The organism is Halovalidus salilacus (genome assembly GCF_031852275.1).
In the GTDB taxonomy this organism is placed as follows: Archaea; Halobacteriota; Halobacteria; order Halobacteriales; family Natrialbaceae; genus Halovalidus; species Halovalidus salilacus.
In genome coordinates this window covers 618,900-634,965 of the sequence record NZ_CP134700.1, presented here as the reverse complement: position 1 = coordinate 634,965, position 16,066 = coordinate 618,900, and the positions used below count along the sequence as shown (strand labels likewise).

The 16,066-nt window shown below is 67.9% G+C and carries 17 protein-coding genes and 1 tRNA gene; 14 read left to right on the top strand and 4 right to left on the bottom strand.

Going from position 1 to position 16,066, the window contains the following annotated elements; genetic code table 11:
• Positions 1-128 precede the first annotated feature (128 nt).
• The 4 genes from RJT68_RS03160 (at position 129) to RJT68_RS03145 (ending at position 2,054) form a co-directional block, all read left to right on the top strand.
• Entirely contained in the window at positions 129-410 is a 282-nt protein-coding gene (locus RJT68_RS03160; protein ID WP_407038930.1) for a 4a-hydroxytetrahydrobiopterin dehydratase, read from the top strand.
• Positions 411-468: 58 nt separating this feature from the next.
• The gene (gene lwrS, locus RJT68_RS03155) at positions 469-840 is read left to right on the top strand and encodes an LWR-salt protein (protein WP_407038929.1); all 372 of its coding nucleotides are present in this window, start codon (positions 469-471) and stop codon (positions 838-840) included.
• A 153-nt stretch (positions 841-993) separates the two neighbouring features.
• Positions 994-1,449, top strand: coding sequence for a universal stress protein (locus RJT68_RS03150; RefSeq protein WP_407038928.1), 456 nt, complete (start codon positions 994-996; stop codon positions 1,447-1,449).
• Between the two features lie 134 nt (positions 1,450-1,583).
• Positions 1,584-2,054: a universal stress protein gene (locus tag RJT68_RS03145; protein ID WP_407038927.1), complete on the top strand. Its 471-nt coding sequence runs from the start codon at positions 1,584-1,586 to the stop codon at positions 2,052-2,054.
• Positions 2,055-2,086: 32 nt separating this feature from the next.
• Here the strand turns inward: RJT68_RS03145 and RJT68_RS03140 are convergent, their stop codons facing one another.
• The gene (locus RJT68_RS03140) at positions 2,087-2,536 is read right to left on the bottom strand and encodes a hypothetical protein (RefSeq protein WP_407038926.1); all 450 of its coding nucleotides are present in this window, start codon (positions 2,534-2,536) and stop codon (positions 2,087-2,089) included.
• 179 nt (positions 2,537-2,715) lie between these two features.
• Between RJT68_RS03140 and RJT68_RS03135 the strand changes: the two genes are divergently transcribed.
• The 9 genes from RJT68_RS03135 to RJT68_RS03095 all read left to right on the top strand — a co-directional run bounded on the left by RJT68_RS03135 (position 2,716) and on the right by RJT68_RS03095 (position 10,543).
• On the top strand, positions 2,716-3,693 hold the full coding sequence (locus tag RJT68_RS03135; RefSeq protein WP_407038925.1) for an ROK family protein: 978 nt from the start codon (positions 2,716-2,718) through the stop codon (positions 3,691-3,693).
• A gap of 48 nt (positions 3,694-3,741) precedes the next feature.
• On the top strand, positions 3,742-5,301 hold the full coding sequence (locus RJT68_RS03130; RefSeq protein WP_407038924.1) for an LVIVD repeat-containing protein: 1,560 nt from the start codon (positions 3,742-3,744) through the stop codon (positions 5,299-5,301).
• Between the two features lie 77 nt (positions 5,302-5,378).
• Complete coding sequence (locus RJT68_RS03125; RefSeq protein ID WP_407038923.1) at positions 5,379-5,762, top strand: NifU family protein; 384 nt, start codon at positions 5,379-5,381, stop codon at positions 5,760-5,762.
• A 264-nt stretch (positions 5,763-6,026) separates the two neighbouring features.
• Positions 6,027-6,620, top strand: a complete 594-nt coding sequence (locus tag RJT68_RS03120) for an amino acid-binding protein (protein ID WP_407040311.1) — start codon at positions 6,027-6,029, stop codon at positions 6,618-6,620.
• On the top strand, positions 6,617-7,570 hold the full coding sequence (locus tag RJT68_RS03115) for a homoserine dehydrogenase (RefSeq protein WP_407038922.1): 954 nt from the start codon (positions 6,617-6,619) through the stop codon (positions 7,568-7,570). The genes RJT68_RS03120 and RJT68_RS03115 overlap by 4 nt, the downstream gene beginning before the upstream one ends.
• 274 nt (positions 7,571-7,844) lie before the next feature.
• Positions 7,845-9,113: a translation elongation factor EF-1 subunit alpha gene (gene tuf / locus RJT68_RS03110; protein WP_407038921.1), complete on the top strand. Its 1,269-nt coding sequence runs from the start codon at positions 7,845-7,847 to the stop codon at positions 9,111-9,113.
• A 3-nt stretch (positions 9,114-9,116) separates the two neighbouring features.
• Positions 9,117-9,425, top strand: a complete 309-nt coding sequence (gene rpsJ / locus RJT68_RS03105) for a 30S ribosomal protein S10 (RefSeq protein WP_006090080.1) — start codon at positions 9,117-9,119, stop codon at positions 9,423-9,425.
• A gap of 295 nt (positions 9,426-9,720) precedes the next feature.
• Positions 9,721-10,365, top strand: a complete 645-nt coding sequence (locus RJT68_RS03100; protein WP_407038920.1) for a rhomboid family intramembrane serine protease — start codon at positions 9,721-9,723, stop codon at positions 10,363-10,365.
• A 106-nt stretch (positions 10,366-10,471) separates the two neighbouring features.
• Positions 10,472-10,543 (top strand) — tRNA-Ala (locus RJT68_RS03095).
• Between the two features lie 271 nt (positions 10,544-10,814).
• Here the strand turns inward: RJT68_RS03095 and RJT68_RS03090 are convergent.
• Genes RJT68_RS03090 through RJT68_RS03080 form a run of 3 tightly spaced genes read right to left on the bottom strand, consistent with a single transcriptional unit; the run spans position 10,815 to position 13,904 of the window.
• Complete coding sequence (locus tag RJT68_RS03090; RefSeq protein WP_407038919.1) at positions 10,815-12,464, bottom strand: GMC family oxidoreductase; 1,650 nt, start codon at positions 12,462-12,464, stop codon at positions 10,815-10,817.
• Positions 12,457-13,011 carry a gluconate 2-dehydrogenase subunit 3 family protein gene (locus tag RJT68_RS03085; protein WP_407038918.1) on the bottom strand — a complete coding sequence of 185 codons (555 nt, stop codon included), beginning with the start codon at positions 13,009-13,011 and terminating at the stop codon, positions 12,457-12,459. The genes RJT68_RS03090 and RJT68_RS03085 overlap by 8 nt, the downstream gene beginning before the upstream one ends.
• A complete protein-coding gene (locus RJT68_RS03080; protein ID WP_407038917.1) occupies positions 13,008-13,904 on the bottom strand; it encodes a hypothetical protein in 897 nt (298 codons plus the stop codon). The genes RJT68_RS03085 and RJT68_RS03080 overlap by 4 nt, the downstream gene beginning before the upstream one ends.
• Positions 13,905-14,985: 1,081 nt before the next feature.
• Here RJT68_RS03080 and RJT68_RS03075 point away from each other — a divergent pair.
• Positions 14,986-16,062: a hemolysin family protein gene (locus RJT68_RS03075; RefSeq protein ID WP_407040310.1), complete on the top strand. Its 1,077-nt coding sequence runs from the start codon at positions 14,986-14,988 to the stop codon at positions 16,060-16,062.
• Positions 16,063-16,066 lie beyond the last annotated feature (4 nt).

Sequence of the window (16,066 nt, the reverse complement as noted above, 5' to 3'; positions counted from 1 at the left end):
CCACTGGCGTCCGAGGCGAACCGTCCCGCTCGAGGCGTCGACCGACGGTTCAGGTCCGGCCGCGGCTTTATTGCGCCGCCGCTCACCAGGGCACAATTATTATTTAACTGGCTTCCGTTCGGGCGGACATGGCTGACCGACTGTCCGACGACGAGATCGCAGAGCAGTTGCCCGAGGAGTGGGACCGCGAGGGGGACGAGATCGTTCGAACCTACGAGTTCGACGATTACCTCCGCGGGGTCAACTTCGCGCAGATGGTCGGCGAGATCGCGGAGGCCCAGTTCCACCACCCGACGATCGTCATCGGCTACAAGGAGGTCGAGATCCGGCTGACGACCCACGACGAGGGCGGCATCACCGACGCCGACATCGAGATGGCCGAACTCATCGAGTCCGAACGGAACGCGTGAGCCGCGGCCGCACCCGCGAGTGAACGGGTGAGTCCCGATGGAGGCCCAGTGAGTCCCGATGGAGGCTCGGTACGTCTTCCGCGTGCGCGTCCGCCTCGAGGTCGAGCCCGGAGCCGAGGCCGTCTCCCTCGAGCCCCGAACGGCGGAGACGACGCTCTTTTACGACGCGCCCGAACCGGGCGCCGACGGCTGGCTGTTCTTCCGAAACACGCTCTGGCGCGGGGAGGTCTCCGATCGGGCCTACGCCCGCCGGCTGGTCGACGAGTGGCTCTCACCGCCCGTCGAGTCGGTCGCGTTCAGCGAACTCCAGGTCGACGAGGAGTACTTCGAGGCGCTGAAGGCGGAGATCGCCGCGGACCTCGAGGCGTTCAACGCCGACGCCGTCTCGGAGGTGCTCTCGAAGTACCTCGGCTCGAGCGTTCGGGTCTGATCGGACGACTGAGCATCGTGCGAGCGGCCGGTGGGCCCGTGAACGGTTCGGGCGACCGGAATCGTTCGAATCGATCAGCCGTCCGCAGTCGGGCCGGGCGGGGATTCGCCGAAATGGTCAGCGCTTAACACGGTGTTCCTCGTAGGGGTGGGTATGACGCTGAAAACGGTGCTCCTCGCGGTCGGGCCCGGCGACGCCGACCGAACCGAGGAACTGGCCGAAGCGGTGATCGAAGTAGCTGCGCCCGCGGACGCGACCGTCGTCCTCGCGCACGTCTTCACCTCGAGCGAGTACGACGAGGTCCTCGAGCGCCTCGAGTTCGACGCGGAGCGATCGGAGATCGTTCCCGACGACGTCGCGGCGCGCCACTCGACCGTGCGGGAACTGGTGGCGGCGCTCGAGGAGCGCGACGTCGAGTACGAGATCCGGGGGGCCGTGGGCGACCACAGCGACGCGATCGTCGACCTGGCGGAGAGCGTCGACGCCGATCGCGTGATCGTCGGCGGTCGGCGTCGCTCCCCCACGGGGAAGGCGGTGTTCGGGTCGACCGCACAGTCGGTCATGCTCTCGGCGCCGTGCCCGGTGACGTTCGTCCGCGGCGAACGGTAGCCCCGGAGCGGTCGCCGTCCTCGACCTCGAGCCCGTAGTCGTCCGCCGATCGCCGATTCGGTCGCCGAAACGACGGACGACGAGGGTGCGACGGACGGGAATAGTTAAGCGGGTGGCATCGCCTAGCTCGAGCCATGGCGATCGAAACCATTCTACTCGCGGTCGGCCCGATGGACGCACCGCGCGCGAACGAACTCGCCGAGACGGTCATCGAGGTCGCCGCCCCGCTCGAGGCGACCGTCGTGATCGGCCACGCCTTCACGGCCGGGGAGTACGAGGACGAACTGCGCGAGGAACTCGGATTCGACGCCCCCCTCGAGGAGGCGGATCCGGACGAGGTCGCCGGCCGTCGGCCACCGGCGGCGGAGCTCCGGGCCGCCTTCGACGACGCGGGCGTCGCGTACGAGGTCCGCGGCGTCGTCGTCGACGAGCACAGCGAGGGGATCGTCGACCTCGCGACGGCGGTCGACGCCGACCGAATTTTCGTCGGCGGCCGAAGCCGATCGCCGGCCGATACGGCCGTCCTGGGGTCGACGTCGCAGGAAGTCATGCTCTCGGCTCCCTGCCCCGTCACCACCATCCAGCAGGACGCCGACGAGCGGTAGCGCGGCGGCCGCCGTCCGGCAGCGGTCCGCGCTCACCCCCGCCGCGACCGGCCCTTCCACTCGCGCTCTTGCAGTCGTTCCCGGACGTGACGTTGCCCGTCCGAAAGCTCCCGTCGGGCCCGGCGCTCGAGCGCGCCCGCCTCGGTCAACAGGGTCTCCTGGTAGCTCTCGAGCACGTCGTAGGACCACCGATCGCCGTCGACGACGCCGCACGGGAGGAGGTCGTCCCGGATCACGTTGGCCAGGTCCGCGTGGCCGGTCGCCCGCAGGATCGACTCGGCCCGACGGAGGTGGTCCATCCCGTGGCCGGTGGCGTGGTGGAACTCGATCAGGCTTCCCTGGGCCCGCTGGAGCCACTCGAGACCCAGTTCGACCTCGTGGAGCGCCTCGAGTTCGCCCTCCGCGAGCGCGTCGGTCGGTCCACCCTCGTCCCCGTCCCGTCGGGTGCCGTCCCCGTCAGCCGGTGCGTCGTCGGTCGCCATACCAGATATATGTTACCAAGTGGCATAAATCGGCCGGCGGCTCGCCGGAGGCCCGAACGGCGTCGCGAAGACCCACCTCGTTTCGTGTTCACACGCGTCGAGTGGTGCGCTTTCACGCCTCTCGCGGGGCACGACACCTCGCAGTCTTTATACTCGCGGGGCCGCCCCTAGTGACACGAATGGGCTACTACGCGGGCGTCGACCTCGGCGCGACGAACGTTCGCGCGATCGTCGCGGACGGAGACGGAACGACCCTCGGACGCAGCCGAAACGGGACTCCGCGCGGTCCAACGGGCATCGACGTGACGGAGGGCGTCCTCCGGACGGTCCGTGAGGCCTGTGCGGACGCCGGCGTCGATCCCGCCCGGGTCGAGGCCGCGGGGATCGGCTCGATCGGACCGTTCGACCTCGCGGAGGGGGCGGTGATCGATCCCGCCAACCTCCCGGACACGATCGACCGCATCCCCCTGACGGGACCGATCTCGAAGCTGCTCGAGACCGACGAGGTCCACCTGCACAACGACACCACGGCCGGCGTCATCGGCGAGCGGTTCCACGCCGAGCGCAACCCCGACGACATGGTCTACCTGACGATCTCCTCGGGGATCGGCGCCGGGGTCTGCTGCGACGGCTCGATCCTCGGCGGCTGGGACGCCAACGCCGGCGAGGTCGGCCACTGCGTGGTCGACCCGCGCGGTCGACTCACCTGCGGCTGCGGTCACGACGGCCACTGGGAGGGGTACTGCTCGGGCAACGCCATCCCGCAGTTCGTCCGGCTGCTCGCCGAGGACGACCCCACGATCGCGACCGACCTGCCGCTCGAGGACCCCGACTTTTCGGCGAAGGACGTCTTCGACCTCGCGGGCGAGGACGACCTGGCCGACCACGCGATCGAGCAGATCGCCCACTGGAACGCGATCGGCGTGGCGAACGTGGTCCACTCGTTCGCCCCGATCCTCGTCTCGATCGGCGGCGCCGTCGCCCTCAACAACGAGGAGCTGGTCGTCACGCCGATCCGCGAGCGCGTCTCGGAGATGGTGATGACGAACGTCCCCGAGATCAAGCTCACCGAACTGGGCGACGACGTGGTCCTCGAGGGCGCGCTCGCCAGCGCCCTCACCCAGGGAACGGGCGACCGCCGACGGATGCGCGGCTGACCGCGCGGTTCCACCGGAATTAATGCTCGGCGCACCGATGGGGAGGGTATGCGACGAAGAGCGTTCCTCCGCTCGAGCGCGGCTTCCGCGACGGGCCTCGCCCTCGCGGGTCCGGGTATCGGTTCGACCGCGGCCCTGACGTCGGGGTCGGCCGTTCAGGACGAAGCTGACGGGAACGGGGACGGCGACGGCTACGAACCGCTCGGCCGGGTGTCCATCTCGGGGGCCTGCGAGGCCGTCGTCGGCGACGACGGCGAGACCGCGTACGTCGCGGCGAAGGACGGCTTCGCGACCGTCGACGTGAGCGACCCCGCGGAGCCGACGATGCTCGCGGAGGAACGCGACCTCCTGGCCGACGAGGACGAGGAGTTCGCCGACATCCTCGACGTGGCGGTCTCGGGCGACCGACTCGTCGTTCCGGGCCCGGCGAACGAGACGACTCAGCCGTACTTCCACGGGTTCCTCGTCTACGACGTGAGCGACCCAGCGGATCCCGTTCTCGCGGCCGAACCTTACGAAACCGGCGTCCACATCCACAACTGCTTCCTCGAGGGCGACCGCCTCTACGTGGTCGAGAACAACGTCGACGACTCCGGCACGGCGACGAACCCGCTCGTCATCTACGACCTCTCGGACGACGAGGTCGAGGAGGTCGGCACCTGGTCGCCCCTCGACCACGAGCCGGAGTGGGCCGACGTCCACTGGCTCGTGCGGTACCTCCACGACGTCTACGTCCAGGACGAGGTCGCCTACCTCCCCTACTGGGACGCCGGCACCTACGTCGTCGACGTGAGCGACCCGGCCGACCCGGAGCTGCTGTCGTCGCTGCGGGACGACGACGTCGACCTCGACGAACTGATCGAGGCGAGCGACGACGAAACCGCGGTCATGGACGCCCAGCAGGCCCTCCCGGGCAACGACCACTACGCGGCGGTCGACGACGACGGCGAACTGCTCGCGATCGGACGGGAAGCGTGGGCCATCGACGAGGAGGGGCCCCGGCCGGGCGGCATCGACCTCTACGACGTGCGCGATCTCGAGGACCCGACCCACCTCGCGACGATCGAGGCGCCCCGGGCCGCGATCGAAACGTACGACGGGGGGCTGTGGACGACCTCCCACAACTTCGAACTGCGCGACGGGGAGCTGTACTCCTCGTGGTACCAGGCCGGCGTGAAGATCTACGACGTGAGCGACCCCGAGTCGCCCGAGGAGATCGCCGCCTGGCGCGACCCGAACGAGGCGGGCTTCTGGACCGCCCGCGTCGCCGTCCCGGACGAGACGTTCGTCGCCAGTAGCACGGAACTCATCGCCGGCGCGCCGACCGATGGCGGCCTCTACACGTTCCCGATCGAGGCCGGCGAGCAGGCGGATCCGCCGTCGCTGACCGACCCTGACGAGCTCGACGTCGAAATCCCGGACGGTGGAAACGAAAGCGAGGAGTCGGAGGACGAGTCGGGCGGCGACGAGAACGAGGACGAAGACGACGGAGCGAACGCCATCCCCGGCTTCACCGGCCCCGCCGGACTCGCCGGCGGGGCGCTCGCCCTCGAGCGCCTGCGCCGTCGGGCGGAACCGAGGGAGACGCCACCCGAGCGGAATCGGTGATCGGCGAATCGATAATGAACTTTTTGCACGTTTCTTCGCGTCAAAACGTATTCGTCGCTCGAGCGCCTAGGGCGACCATGACACACACCGACGCGACCGGCGAGGAGGGCGAATCGGGGTCCCTCCGCGAGCGTGTCGAGCGCTGGCTCTCCCGGGAGATGCCGATCATCCAGATGCACGGCGGGAACAGCGCGGTCCGCGAGGCCGACCCGGAGACGGGCGAGGTCGTCATCGAACTCGGGGGCGGCTGTCGGGGCTGTTCGGTCAGCGATATCACGACGGGCAACATCGAGGCCGAGTTGATCCAGTGGCCCGAAATCGAGGAGGTCACCGTCCGCGTCCCCGACGCCCGCGACCAGCTCGGCGGGCCCGATCAGGCCGAATCGATCATGGGCATCGACCGAACGGAGGGCGGTCGCGGCGACTGGGGATCGTCCAACCCCGGAAAGGACCACCTCTGAGCTCGAGATCGGAGTTGGCGTCCGACTCCCGACTCCCGACTCCCGACTCCCGACTTCCGACTTCCGACTTCCGACTTCTGACTCAGCCTATCGAACCGCCCGGTCGAGAACGCCGCGGGATCCGTCAAGTCTCGAGCCCGTCGACCCCTTGCGAGCCGTTTGGGGCTCGGTGACACTCTCGGACAGTTTTGGGAAGTCCTATATCCTTATACGCGCCGATTACCCAGTCACAGATCATGACGTGTGGACGTCCGAAGGCCGGAGGTGTCGGCGGTGGGTGACGGACCCGCCGCCGAGGGCGACGAATCGGCGGCTACCGACGCCGATCCGGAGACCGACGGCGGTGTACGCGCTTACACCGTCCGCCTCGAGCTCGTCGACGAACCGGGCGAGTTGCTTCGCGCGCTCGAGCCGATCTCCGCGGCCGGCGGCAACCTGCTGAGCATTCACCACGAGCGGGGGAACATCACGCCCCGGGGACACATCCCCGTCGAGGTCGACCTCGAGTGCCCGCCGGACCGGTTCGACGGCATCGTCGACGCCCTCCGGGAGGCCGGCGTGAACGTCATCCAGGCGGGCGCCGACCGCTACGGCGAGGAGATCACGGTCGTCCTCGTCGGCCACCTCGTGCGAACCGACCTCTCGGAGACGCTCCGGGTGGTCGAGGGCGAGGCGAACGCCGTCGTTCGCGACCTCTCGCTCGCGGCCCCCCGCGGCACCGGCGACGTCTCGAGCGCCCGCCTCCGACTCGCCATCGACTCCGGCGAGCAGGAGGCCGCCCTCGAGGCGATCCGGGACGTCGGCGCCGAGAAGGACCTCACCGTCGTCGAGCCGCTGCTCGGAGGTGACGCCCCGTGAAACTCGCCGTGCTCGGCGCCGGCGCCGTCGGCGCCGCCGTCGCGGACCTCGCGGGCGAGTACGGCCACGAGGTCGTCGCGCTTGCCGACTCGAGCGGCGCGGCAGTCGACGACGACGGCATCGACGTTGCCGGCGCCCTCGAGCGCAAGGCCGGCGGCGAACCGGTCGGAAGCGCCGACCCCGCGACCGCCTTCGAGAGCGACTACGACGTCCTCGTCGAGGCGACGCCGACGACCCTCGACGACGCCGAACCCGGCTTCTCCCACGCGAAGCGGGCGCTCGAGGCCGATCGGCACGTCGTCCTCGCGAACAAGGGCCCCGTCGCCGAGCGCTACGAGGAACTGCGCGCGCTCGAGGCGGAGAGCGCGGGCTCGATCCGGTTCGAGGCGACCGTCGGCGGCGCCATTCCGGTGTTGTCGACGATCGAAGACTGCACCCCCGAGGCGGTGACCGCCGTCCGCGGCGTGCTCAACGGCACCGCCAACTTCATCCTCACGCGCATGGCCGCGGAGGGGCTCGACTACGAGCACGTCCTCGCGGAGGCCCAGGACCTGGGCGTCGCGGAGGCCGACCCGACGTTCGACGTCGACGGCACCGACGCCGCGCTCAAGTTCGTCATCCTCGCGAACGTGCTCGCAGACGGCGGCTTCTCCCTCAAAGACGCCGCCGTCAAGGGCATCCAGAACATCCCCGGCAGCGCCCTCGACCTCGCCGCCGAGGACGGCCGGACGATCCGCCTCATCGGCGAAGCGACGCGGGCGGGGGTCCGGGTCGGCCCCCGACTCGTCCCCGAAAACAGCGCGCTGGCGGTGACCGGCACCCGAAACATCGTCGAACTCGAGACCCGTCACGCCGGTTCGCTGGCCTCGAGCGGCCGCGGCGCCGGCGGCCCCGAGACGGCGACGGCGGTCCTCTCGGACGTCGGGCGACTCCCGCCGCTGGATCGATAGTAGCCGCGTTCCCCTCGAGGGTGGCGGTGGTTCGAATCCCCCGTCGTTTCGGCGAAATCGACGCGTTCAGAGCGATCGATTCGATACGCGGCGGGCGGTTCGGCGCGATTCGGCGGGTGGTGCCCCGCCGGATGGTCGGATTTATAGAGTTCCGTGTGAACGTTGGACAAACCGCAAGACGGCGGCGGGACGGCCCGAACGCGCTTTCGAAATGGTTTTAACCGCAACGAGACAAAGAGACCGATATAAGCGCCTCTGCGCGTGAGCTATAACAATGAGCGAAGACAAACCCCACCAGAACCTGGCCATCATCGGTCACGTCGACCACGGCAAGAGCACGCTGGTCGGGCGACTCCTCTTCGAGACGGGGAGCGTACCCGAGCACGTCATCGAGCAGCACCGACAGGAAGCGGAAGAGAAGGGTAAGGGCGGCTTCGAGTTCGCCTACGTCATGGACAACCTCGCCGAGGAGCGAGAGCGCGGTGTGACCATCGACATCGCCCACCAGGAGTTCGACACCGACGAGTACTACTTCACCATCGTCGACTGTCCGGGCCACCGCGACTTCGTCAAGAACATGATCACGGGCGCCTCGCAGGCCGACAACGCGGTCCTCGTCGTCGCCGCCGACGACGGTGTCGCACCTCAGACCCAGGAGCACGTCTTCCTGGCCCGCACCCTCGGGATCGACGAACTCATCGTCGGCGTCAACAAGATGGACGTCGTCGACTACGCCGAGGACACGTTCGACGACGTCGTCGACGAGGTCAACGCCCTGCTCAAGCAGGTCAACTTCAGCGTCGACGACTCCTCGTTCATCCCGATCTCGGCGTTCGAGGGCGACAACATCGCCGAGGAGTCCGACAACACGCCGTGGTACGACGGCCGCACCCTGCTCGAGGCGCTCAACGACCTGCCCGAGCCCCAGCCGCCGACGGACGCGCCGCTGCGACTCCCGATCCAGGACGTCTACACCATCTCCGGTATCGGTACCGTCCCGGTCGGCCGCGTCGAGACCGGTATCATGAACACCGGCGACAACGTCTCCTTCCAGCCCAGCGACGTGGGCGGCGAAGTGAAGACGATCGAGATGCACCACGAGGAAGTCCCGCAGGCCGGCCCCGGCGACAACGTCGGGTTCAACGTCCGCGGCATCGGTAAGGACGACATCCGCCGCGGTGACGTCTGCGGCCCCGCCGACGACCCGCCGAGCGTCGCCGAGACGTTCCAGGCTCAGATCGTCGTCATGCAGCACCCCTCGGTCATCACCGCGGGCTACACGCCGGTCTTCCACGCCCACACGGCCCAGGTCGCCTGTACGATCGAGTCCATCGACAAGAAGATGGACCCCTCGAGCGGCGAAGTCGCCGAGGAGAACCCCGACTTCATCGAGTCGGGCGACGCGGCGATCGTCACCATCCGACCGCAGAAGCCGCTCAGCATCGAGCCGTCCAGCGAAATCCCCGAACTCGGGAGCTTCGCCATCCGCGACATGGGTCAGACCATCGCGGCCGGCAAGGTACTCGAGGTCCACGAGAAGTAATCGATGCAGCAGGCACGCGTTCGACTCGCGGGCACGAGTCCCGAGGACTTGGACGACATCTGCGACGACGTCCGCGAGATCGCCAACAACACCGGCGTCAACCTGAGCGGTCCGATCCCGCTGCCGACGAAGACCCTCGAGGTGCCGACCCGGAAGTCGCCCGACGGCGAGGGCACCGCCACGTGGGAGCACTGGGAGATGCGCGTCCACAAGCGCCTGATCGACCTGGACGCCGACGAACGCGCACTCCGACAGCTCATGCGCATTCAGGTGCCGAACGACGTCTCGATCGAGATCGTCCTCGAGGACTGACTCGAGGCCCGATCCGACCCGAGACGAACTGTTACTCGAATGCGATTTTTGGCGGTTCACCACCCCTGAGCGGGTAGCACCGCAAACGTCGCACATCACCGGCCTCGCGCATCGCCGGCCTCGCGATCACCGGCCTCGCGGATCGCCGCCGGGCGGCGCACCCGGCCACACGCTCCGTCGACGTCCTCGACGGTTCGACGCCTCGCGTCGAGCCCCGGTTCGAGGACGGACACCCGCCCCGTTTTGCGAGCGCCGCCACGTGATGAATTTTGTACCGTCGGGCCGTAGTGAGCCCATGGCATCCACGCGGTCGGAGCGTTCGAGCCCGATCCTCGAGACGCTCGCCCTGTTCGCCGTCGTCTTCGTCCTCCAGCAGGTAGCGGCGATCCTCGACGTCGCGCTGGCCGCGTCGCTGTTCGTCCTGACGCCGCCGCTCACCCACGACCCCTGGGCCGTCGTCACGAGCGTCTACGCCCACGAGAACCTGGGACACCTCGTCTCCAACAGCGTCGCCCTCGTCCTGTTCGGCTGGCCCGTCGCTCGAGCGACGACCCGGCTGCGATTCCACGCCTTCTTCGTGCTCACCGGTGCGCTGGCGGGGGTCTCCCAGATCGCCCTCCCCGCCGCGCTGGCGTCCCTTCCGTTCATCTCCGCACCCGCGGTCGGTGTGCTCGGGGCCAGCGGCGCTGTCTTCGCCCTGATGGGCTACCTGCTCGCCGGCAACCGCTTCTCCTCGGGGCTGGCCTCGATCGTCGAGGTGCCCCGGTGGCTCGCCTGGCTGGCGTTCCTCGGCCTCGCGGCCCTCGTGACCGTCATGACCGCCGCCCCCGGCGTGGCGCTGATCGCCCACTTCACCGGCTTCCTGCTCGGCCTGCTCGCCGGCCGCGCTCGCCTCCTGCACGTGGGCTCGAGTCCGACGGCGACCCGGTCGACGGCGTGAACCGACCGCTTCGCGGTCTCGAGGCGGCCGATTCGGGTGGGAGACGGTCGCACCCGGATCGCCGAAACACAAGCCTCAAATAGAAACCGGCAGTACGAATGCTCGAGGGCTCGTAGATCAGCGGCAGATCGCTTCCTTCGCAAGGAAGAGGCCCCGGGTTCAAATCCCGGCGAGTCCACTCCTTCACGCCGCTTCGCTCGTTCAGTCGTGGACTCGCCGAACATCGCAAACCCTTCGGGTTTGCTCAATCCCGGCGAGTCCACTGCTTTGTCGACACGTTTCGAACTACTCCGTCAGTCGCCACGCTGGCGTCTGACGCGAAAAATTACTCCGAGAAATCGGGAGTGGTCCGCGTGACGGTCGCCTCGAGTGAGTCGTCAATCGAGAAGCGGTCGCAGGGAGAGGACGATCCGATCCGCTGCGATCGCGGTAACTCGGCGGTAGTGGTACTAGAGGGACTCGTCGATGTGTTCGCCCGCACGCAAGGCGAGCGCGGCGATGGTCAGCGTTGGATTCGCTGCCCCACAGGTCGGGAAGACGCTGCTACTTACGATCCAGCAGTTGTCCACGTCGTGGGTTCGCAGGCGGGGGTCGACGACACTCTCGTCGGGGTCGGTCCCCATCCGCGTCGTTCCCATGTGGTGCGAGAGGAATATCGGATTCTCGAGGTCGGTCCGGCCGGCGACCGTCGCGCCGACTTCCTCGAGGATTCGCTCGCCAACGTCGATCGCTCGCTCGGCGGTTCTGATACCGTACTCACCCAGCCCGAACGAGACGTGCGGAACCGGATTTCCGAACGCGTCCGTCCGGTTCCGATCGAGCGATACTCGGTTGTCCGCCCGCGGGAGCATCTCGACGTTCGCACTCACCCAGACCGTCCGGTTCGACCCGTCCATGCCGTCCAGCATGGCATCGCCCCACTTCGCCCCGGCGACCGATTCCCAGACGTCGTCCGCACCGGGCGACCCAGCACCCGTCAGTGCGGCCTCGACGGGCGAAGCAGGACCGGAGTTGCTGAATTTGAGGAGGATGCTACCGGGCGGCGCGTCGTCGTGGTCGTAGAAGTGCTCGCTCGTGCTGGTCAGGAAGCCGATGGGTTCCGGATTCGTCTCGCGATCCAGTCTCCCGCTCACCCTCGTCCCCGGATGCTCCATGAAGTATCGACCGACGGCTCCGCTCGAGTTGGCCAGGCCGTCGGGATGGTCACTCGAGGCCGAGAGTAAGAGTAACCGCGGCGTCTCGACGCCGCCACAGGCCAGGACGAACTGTCGCGCCTCCTGTCGGTGACGCGTTCCGTCGGGCGTGACGTACCGCGCAGCCTCCACCTCGGAGCCGGCGTCGTCGTGCTCGAGTTTTTCGACGGTGACCCGATCAATTACGCGCGCGCCTTCCTCCTCCGCCTTTCGGACGTGTACGTCCCCGCTGTACTTCGCACCCGACGGACACACCGGACTGCACGTGCCGTACCCCTGACACTCGCTCCGATCGTCGTACGGTGAGGAGTTTCTGGCCTGGGGACAGCGACGCATCGATATCTCGAGTCGGTCGCACGCGCGCTCGAAGAGTCGGTCGGAGTGCGTCGGCGGGAACGGCTCGAGCGGATAGGGTTCCTCGCGTGGGGGCGTGGAGTCGCTGTCGCTTCCCGCCACGCCGAGTTCCGACTCCGCGGCCGCGTAGTAGGGACGGAGGTCGTCGTACCCGATCGGCCAGTCCACAGCGAGGCCGTAGCGCGTTCGCATCTCGAAATCCTTCTCGTGCAGTCGTGGAGTACTTCCCAGCCAGTGTAACGTCGTCCCACCCACGCCCTTCACGCGGCGCTCGTTGAGCGAGTAGCCGTCCATCGGTCCCGACGTCGTGTACCGGTCGCGCGGTCCGCCCATGTTCCACACCTCGGCTGCCCCGTGCTCGGGACGGATCGCACGCTCCATCTGCTCCAGCCGATCGGCCGGGTCGAACCGCTCTCCCCCCTCGAGGAAGACCACGTCGTACCCCCGGGAGGCCAGTTCGGAGCCGACGATCGCCCCGGCAACCCCGGCGCCGACGATACAGACGTCGACCCGTTCCGAAGGCGTCCGGTCGGCCCCCGATCGGTCAGTCATCATCGTCCTCCGGGGCGGAGGTCTGTGATTCGTAGCCACCAGGGTGTCCGATCGGGTTCTCGAAGCCGACGAGCGTGCTACCCCGTGGAGAGGTGAACAGCGCGTAGAGCAAGCTATTGACGAGGTGGTACCGAATTCGCTCGGCGACCGTTCCCGTGGGATTCGACCGAGCGGCGTGAACTCCGAGGCGGCACAACACCGCCCGGCGTTTTGCAGGTGGGGAAACCGACGCGAACTCGACGCCGACGTCGCGACGACACGCATCGTCGAGCAACCGAACGCACTCGCGCGTCGCTCGTCGCCGAGATTCCGGAAGGCGATCGGCGTATCCCTCGATGAATCCCACCGTGACCGTTACCTCGCTCGGATAGATGGCTTCAGCCAGGCGGTGCATCGTGGTCAAATCACCGTCCGTGAACGATGGATCGACCACCGCATCCCCCTCCTCTCGACCACCGCGCAGTTCGGCGATAGACACCGCCGGAAGCCCGATTCCCACACCTCCGACGACCGCAGCGGCCACGGCATCTCGGCGGGTGAGCCTCATTGATTCACCCCGGCACCGTCCGCGGTCGATGCGACCTCGTCCACCGATCGGTTCGTCGTCGGATCGGAAGACGCGTACGTTCGCAGGACGATTGCCAATAAGGCCGCCCCGAAGACGATCTGTGCCGTCCGACCCACCACGCCGATAGCCGCTAGCGTCTCGGGCGACAGAGGTCCTCCGACGATTCCGGCGACGCTCGCCGGGTGGATACGCGGTCCGATATCGGAGGCGACACTCAACGCCGCTCCAGCGACGAGCCACCAGATAGGGACGACGACCGCCCCGAAAAACGCTCCCGACCGTCCGTCGATGGGCGAGCGATAGCGGTAGGGTTTGGCGTGTGCGTCGACGTCCCATCGCCGTGTGAACACGGGGACGAGGACGGCCCCGACCACGAGCGAAGAGAGGACGCGCGTAACTCCCGTCTCGATGGCGATAGCGTGAAACGACGTCCGTCCAGCCACCTGAGCGCCCCAGGCGAGTATCGCCGTACTCGACGCCGCAGCCACCACGGTAACGGTCACGAATTCGAGCCACTGGCGCGCAGACGCGAGGGTCGGCCGTTCACCCGTCGCCACATTCGGGAGGACGTACCACAAACGATACGCAGCGTATCCGAGGAAGAACGTGGTCGCGGCTTCGAAGACCACCCAGAGCGAGAGGGCCGAACGAACCGCTGCAGTGACCACGACTCCCACTGCAACACCGAGGGCCGCCGTCGGTCCGGACAGCAGGGCGAGCGAGATCGCGATTCCCTCGGCCGGATCGAACGCGAGAACTCCACCCACGGGAACGAACCCACCGACCGATAGCGACACGAGTACGAACGTGATCGTACCCGCGAACGCGTATCTGAGTGCCTCGAGCCGCGAGAACACGGCTGATGCGTTCATAACCCGGGTTTCGGAGACCCGTCTAAAATCCTTTTCGGACGGTTTGACTCGGCCCCTTCGGGGAGTTCGGGCCGGCCTTCGGAGCGCTCGTGGTCGGTCAGTCGCGCGGCGACGCCGCTCGAGGGTGACTCTACGACGGGGCCGGGCGGAGCGTCGTGCTGGCGATGCTGTTTCACGGCTGGCGAAACGCGACCGAGGCGTTCTACCCGTCGATACGCTCGCCCGCAGCATCGCCGTCGGCGTAATCTGGATCAGCGCGGTCGTCGTGATCGCCACCGAGCGCAGACGCTCGGGAGCCGCACGACTCACCGTCGGTCGCCCCAGACCCGCCACGCGATGCGAGTCGGGGAGTTCGGTACGAAATTGCAACGCTACCGTTGGAAAGCAGTTTCAGACGAAGGGCAGTACTGCACTGAACACTGCCGCTCTCTCGCTGCGGACTCGAGCGCTCCGATCGCGCCCGTCACCTGGGACGTGACGAGGGTCGCGTCGCCGCAGCTGCCCACGACCTCGAGATCCCACTGTACGCACCTTCGATCGTCGTCCGCAGAACGAAGCCGATCGCTCCGAACTCACACCTCCGTTTCATGGCAACACCGATCGAGTGACCGCAGAATTGATAGGTTTCACGGCGCATATTCACGACCACAGTCAGAAAGCCGATGCTACCTCGAATCGGGTCGCACCGGCGAACGCAACGAGTGACGGGACGACGCCAGCGAACCGCTGTGGCAGTCGGCTGACGGTCACCGACAGTGCGTCCGCCCTCGTTTCAGTGGGAGCACCTACATATGCAAGCCAAAACTGCTACGGCCGCGACCGAAACGTACGGTCGATCGATGTCAGTCGGCTCGAGCGGCGCCGAGCCGAACGCCGCGGCGCGACACGCGCCTCTCGCGGGGACGAGAGCGAGCGCGAAATCCCGCCCCAGACTCGAGACGCCGTCGCGCTCGGCGGGTCGGTCGCTCGAGCGGAGTCCGAGCGACGCGGTTCCGGCGGCGGGGCGCGCCGGGGCGATCCGGAGACGGGATGGGTCATCACCCGCGGAATATCGACGCGCTCGAGGTGAGAGAGCGTGGTCGTGAACTCGCTCGAGATTACCCTCCGGCTCGTCGCCGGGGTCCTGCTCATACTCGCGAACGGGTTCTTCGTCGCCATCGAGTTCGCGTTGACCCGCGCTCGCCAGTTCACCGAGGAGGAGTTCATCGACGGCGATCCGGCGCTCGAGCGGGCGTGGGAGATGACCGACAACCTCGAGATCTACCTCACCACCTGCCAGGTCGGGATCACGGCCTCGAGCATCGCGGTCGGGATCGTCGCCGAACCGGCGCTGGCCGCGCTCTTCGAGCCGCTGTTCGAGGACACGGCGCTGGCGGCGATCGGCAGCGCCGGCATCCTCGCGTTCCTGCTCATCAACCTCGTCCACCTGACCCACGGGGAGCAGACGCCGACCTACCTCGGCGTCGAACGCTCGCGGTTCGTCTGTCGGTACGGCGCGGCCCCGCTCTACTGGTTCAACTGGCTCATCTCCCCGATCATCTCGCTCGGCGACGGCGTCGCCAAATGGACGCTCAGGCTCTTCGGGATCGAGATGACCGGCGCGTGGCTCGAGACCGAGGAGGACGTCATCGAATCCCGCGCCGACCTCCGGAAGGAGCTCGGCTCGATCCTCGAGGAGGGCGATCTTCCCGACGAGCGCCGCGAGGAGGTGATGAACGCGTTCGAGATCGGCGAGCGGTCGATCCGCGAGGTGATGGTCGGCCCCGACGAGATCGTCGCGCTGTCGACCGGGGACGATCCCGAGGAGAACTTCCGGAGGATGGAAGAGCGTCCGCAGGCGCGATACCCGCTCGTCGGCTCCGACCTGACGGACTTCCGCGGAATCGTCTACACGCCGAGCCTCCTCCAACGCCGCGAGGCGGTGGCCGCGGGCGATCTCGATTTCGCCGAACTGGCGGCGCCGCCGATGACGCTCTCGCCCGATACGGACATCAGCGACGCGATCGACCAGTTTCAGACCGAAAACCAGGAACTCGCGCTGGTGATCGAAGACGGCGACGTCGTCGGCCTCGTCACCGTGACGGATCTGTTCGAGGCGGTGTTGGGCGACATCGAGGACCCGCTCGACCTCGAGCGCGCCGAGGCGGCCGATCGCTGAACGC

What these genes read in the sequence shown, in the direction of transcription:
- RJT68_RS03160 (WP_407038930.1), top strand. Translation starts at nt 129, where the DNA reads ATGGCTGACCGACTGTCCGACGACGAGATCGCAGAGCAGTTGCCCGAG.
- lwrS (WP_407038929.1), top strand. Translation starts at nt 469, where the DNA reads ATGGAGGCTCGGTACGTCTTCCGCGTGCGCGTCCGCCTCGAGGTCGAG.
- RJT68_RS03150 (WP_407038928.1), top strand. Translation starts at nt 994, where the DNA reads ATGACGCTGAAAACGGTGCTCCTCGCGGTCGGGCCCGGCGACGCCGAC.
- RJT68_RS03145 (WP_407038927.1), top strand. Translation starts at nt 1,584, where the DNA reads ATGGCGATCGAAACCATTCTACTCGCGGTCGGCCCGATGGACGCACCG.
- RJT68_RS03140 (WP_407038926.1), bottom strand. Translation starts at nt 2,536, where the DNA reads ATGGCGACCGACGACGCACCGGCTGACGGGGACGGCACCCGACGGGAC.
- RJT68_RS03135 (WP_407038925.1), top strand. Translation starts at nt 2,716, where the DNA reads ATGGGCTACTACGCGGGCGTCGACCTCGGCGCGACGAACGTTCGCGCG.
- RJT68_RS03130 (WP_407038924.1), top strand. Translation starts at nt 3,742, where the DNA reads ATGCGACGAAGAGCGTTCCTCCGCTCGAGCGCGGCTTCCGCGACGGGC.
- RJT68_RS03125 (WP_407038923.1), top strand. Translation starts at nt 5,379, where the DNA reads ATGACACACACCGACGCGACCGGCGAGGAGGGCGAATCGGGGTCCCTC.
- tuf (WP_407038921.1), top strand. Translation starts at nt 7,845, where the DNA reads ATGAGCGAAGACAAACCCCACCAGAACCTGGCCATCATCGGTCACGTC.
- rpsJ (WP_006090080.1), top strand. Translation starts at nt 9,117, where the DNA reads ATGCAGCAGGCACGCGTTCGACTCGCGGGCACGAGTCCCGAGGACTTG.
- RJT68_RS03100 (WP_407038920.1), top strand. Translation starts at nt 9,721, where the DNA reads ATGGCATCCACGCGGTCGGAGCGTTCGAGCCCGATCCTCGAGACGCTC.
- RJT68_RS03090 (WP_407038919.1), bottom strand. Translation starts at nt 12,464, where the DNA reads ATGACTGACCGATCGGGGGCCGACCGGACGCCTTCGGAACGGGTCGAC.
- RJT68_RS03085 (WP_407038918.1), bottom strand. Translation starts at nt 13,011, where the DNA reads ATGAGGCTCACCCGCCGAGATGCCGTGGCCGCTGCGGTCGTCGGAGGT.
- RJT68_RS03080 (WP_407038917.1), bottom strand. Translation starts at nt 13,904, where the DNA reads ATGAACGCATCAGCCGTGTTCTCGCGGCTCGAGGCACTCAGATACGCG.